The 3,393-nt window shown below is 73.9% G+C and carries 4 protein-coding genes; all 4 read left to right on the top strand.

Features of this window, described 5'->3' with window-relative positions; genetic code table 11:
* The first annotated feature begins 145 nt into the window (after nucleotides 1-145).
* Nucleotides 146-559, top strand: coding sequence for a DUF3151 domain-containing protein (locus AN218_RS19970; RefSeq protein ID WP_070018262.1), 414 nt, complete (start codon nucleotides 146-148; stop codon nucleotides 557-559).
* A gap of 217 nt (nucleotides 560-776) precedes the next feature.
* Nucleotides 777-1,643 (top strand): tryptophan 2,3-dioxygenase family protein, encoded by an 867-nt coding sequence (locus tag AN218_RS19965; protein ID WP_070018261.1) that lies wholly within the window; start codon nucleotides 777-779, stop codon nucleotides 1,641-1,643.
* A complete protein-coding gene (gene kynU, locus AN218_RS19960; protein WP_079132369.1) occupies nucleotides 1,636-2,982 on the top strand; it encodes a kynureninase in 1,347 nt (448 codons plus the stop codon). Before AN218_RS19965 ends, kynU begins: the two co-directional genes overlap by 8 nt.
* A partial coding sequence (locus AN218_RS19955) for an alpha/beta hydrolase (RefSeq protein ID WP_216311783.1) occupies nucleotides 2,979-3,393 on the top strand: 415 nt, incomplete at its 3' end. The genes kynU and AN218_RS19955, both read left to right, overlap by 4 nt.

Below are 3,393 nucleotides of genomic sequence, written 5' to 3'. Positions count from 1 at the left end.
CGGCCGTGCTTGTCACGGCCGGCCCTCCGCGCTGTGCGCCCGGGACGGCCCTCCGCGGCGCGCGATCCGTTCGCGCCGTCCGTGCCGTACGCCGGGTTCGCTCGGCCACGACTGCGTTCCCCACCGACAAGGCAGACTGGAGACCATGAGCATTCACGAGAATCTGCTCGGGGGCCCGCCCCCGACCCACCTCCCCGACGACCCCGGGCCGCGCGAGATGCTCGCCTCCGGGACGGCGCCCGTCGAGGTGGCCGCGGCGTATCCGACGTCCTCGCTGGCGTGGGCGCTGCTCGCGGACGACGCCTTCGAGGCGGGACGGGTCGTCGAGTCCTACGCCTATGCGCGTACCGGCTACCACCGCGGCCTCGACGCGCTGCGCCGCAGCGGCTGGAAGGGGCACGGCCCCGTGCCGTTCGAGCACGAGCCCAACCGCGGCTTCCTGCGGGCGCTGCACGCGCTCGCCCGTGCCGCGGAGTCGATCGGGGAGCACGAGGAGCACGAGCGCTGCTCGTCCTTCCTCAAGGAGAGTTCACCCACCGCGGCGGCCACGCTGTCGTGACGTCCCGCGCGGGGGACGCGGGGCGCGGCACGGCCCGTACGGGGCATATGTCCTGGGCGCTGACCAGGTTCTCTTGTCCCGGCGGGCCGCCTCCCCGATGATGAGTGGCGGGTCCGTACGCCGCCGAGCGCGGGGCGGGCCCGAGGGGACCGGGGCTCCATTGCCGATCGAAAGATGGGAGCGGACCGCTACCCGGACACCACGTTGAGGAGAAGCGATGTCTCACGACGTCGAGGACCCCGCGGCCGGTACGCAGGCCCCCGAGCTGGACTTCGAAGGCACCACACCGTACGAGGACTACGTACAGGCCGACGTCCTGACCCATCTCCAGCACCCGCTGTCCGAGGACCCGGGCGAGATGGTCTTCCTCGTCACCACGCAGGTGATGGAGCTGTGGTTCACCGTCATCGTGCACGAGTGGGAGACGGCCGCGAAGTCGCTGCGCGAGGACGATCTGCCGGGCGCGCTGGCCGCGTTGAAGCGCTCCGTCTACGAACTCCAGTCGCTGAACGCGTCCTGGGAGCCGCTGGCCCATCTCACGCCCGCGCAGTTCAACTCCTACCGCTCGGCGCTGGGCGAGGGCTCCGGATTCCAGTCCGCGATGTACCGGCGGATGGAGTTCCTGCTGGGCGAGAAGTCCGCGTCGATGCTCGTACCGCACCGCGGAGCGCCGCGCGTGCACGCGGAGTTGGAGAAGGCGCTGCACCAACCCGGCCTGTACGACGAGGTGCTGGGCTATCTGGCGCGCAGGGGCGAGGCGGTGCCGCGGGAGGCGCTCACGCGGGACGTCTCGCAGCCCTACCGGCCGTACCCCGGTGTCGAGGCCGTGTGGGCGGACGCCTACGCGCGGGAGGCGGAGGAGAGCGGCGCTCCCGTGGGCGGCGGCGACGTCGTACGGCTCGGCGAGGCGCTGACCGAGGTCGCGGAGCTGGTGTGGCGCTGGCGCAACGACCATCTCGTGGCGACGCGGCGGGCGATGGGCTCCAAGGTCGGCACGGGCGGCTCGGCGGGCGTGGCGTGGCTGGAGAAGCGTGCCGCGAAGAACGTCTTCCCGGAGCTGTGGACGGCGCGCAGCCATGTCTGACACGTCCGAGGCGGTGGACGCACACGGTGCGGCGACCGGTGCGGCGGCGGTCTCCGGTACGGAAGTGGCGCCCGACGCCGCGGAGTTGGACGCCCGTGACGAACTCACCCACTGCCGGGCGGACTTCGTCCTCGACGGTCCGGAGGGCACCGTCTATCTCGACGGCAACTCCCTCGGGGCGCTGCCCCGTTCGGTGCCCGAGCGGCTCGCCGACGTCGTGGAGCGCGAGTGGGGGCGGCTGCTGATCCGCTCGTGGAGCGAGTCCGGGTGGTGGACGGCGCCCGAGCGGACCGGCGACCGCATCGCCCCGCTGGTGGGCGCCGCGCCCGGTCAGATCGTCGTCGGCGACTCGACGAGCGTCAACGTCTTCAAGGCCGTGGTGGGCGCGGTGCGCCTCGTCCGCGAGGAGCACGGCGTCGCCGAGGGCGGCGGACGCGACGAGATCCTGGTGGACGCGGCGACCTTCCCCACCGACGGCTACATCGCCCGCTCCGCAGCGCGGATGACCGGGGCCACGGTGCGCGCCGTGCCGGTCTCCGCGATGGCGGAGGCGGCGGGCCCGTCCACGGCCGTCGCGCTGGTCAACCATGTCGACTACCGCACGGGTGAGTTGCACGATCTGGCGGCCGTCACCGACGCCGTGCACCGCGCGGGCGGCCGCGTCGTGTGGGACGTCTGCCACAGCGCGGGCGCGCTGCCGGTCCAACTGGACGCGGACGGCGCGGACTTCGCGGTCGGCTGTACGTACAAGTACCTCAACGGCGGCCCCGGATCGCCCGCGTTCCTCTACGTACGGCGGGAGGCGCAGCCGCGCTTCGACTCGCCGCTGCCCGGCTGGACTTCGCACGCCGACCCGTTCGCGATGGCCGACGGGTACGCGCCGGGCGACGGCGCGGTGCGCGGACGCGTGGGCACCCCGGACATCCTCTCCATGCTCGCGCTGGAGGAGGCCCTGACGGTCTGGGACGGCGTGAGCGTCGAGGCGGTGCGGGCCAAGAGCCTCGCCCTGACGGACTTCTTCCTGCGACGGGTACGGACGTACGTCCCCGACGGGCGGGCCGGACGGCTGCGGCTGACGCCGCTCACCCCGCAGGAGCACGAACGGCGCGGCAGCCAGATCTCGTTGCTGTGCGAGGACGGGTCGGCGGCCGGCGGCGACGACCCGGCGGAGGCCGTCATGGCGGGGCTGCACGCGCGGGGCGTCGTCGGCGACTTCCGCCGTCCCGGAGTGCTGCGCTTCGGGTTCACACCGCTCTACACGTCGTTCGCCGACGTCGACCGCGCGGCGCGGACCCTCGGGGACGTGCTGCGCAACACCGGGCGGGAGGCGGGCAGTTGACCGCGGCGGGGAACGTGCCGGGCAGCGGGACGGGGAACGAGGGCGAGCAGGCAGCGCTGCTGGGACTGCGTCCGGTGCCGCCCGAGCGGACCCTCGTCTACGGCGACCACCCCTCGCAGATCGTCGACGTGTACGGGCCCGGGGCGCCGGGCCCCCGCGTCACGGTGCTGCACGGCGGCTACTGGCGCGAGGCGTACGACCGTACCCACCTCTCGCCCTTCGCCGCCGCGCTCGCACAGCGCGGCATGACCGTCGAACTCGTGGAGTACCGGCGGGTGGGCGGCGGTGGCGGCTGGCCCGAGACGGCCCAGGACGTCGCCGCCGCGCTCGACCTGCTCGGGCCCGCCGACGTCCTGCTCGGGCACTCCGCCGGAGGCCAGCTCGCGCTGTGGGCGGCGGCCGGCACGGGCG

It is taken from the genome of Streptomyces nanshensis (assembly GCF_001751255.1).
GTDB classification, from domain to species: domain Bacteria; phylum Actinomycetota; class Actinomycetes; order Streptomycetales; family Streptomycetaceae; genus Streptomyces; species Streptomyces nanshensis_A.
This window is presented reverse-complemented; position numbering and strand designations above follow the sequence as displayed.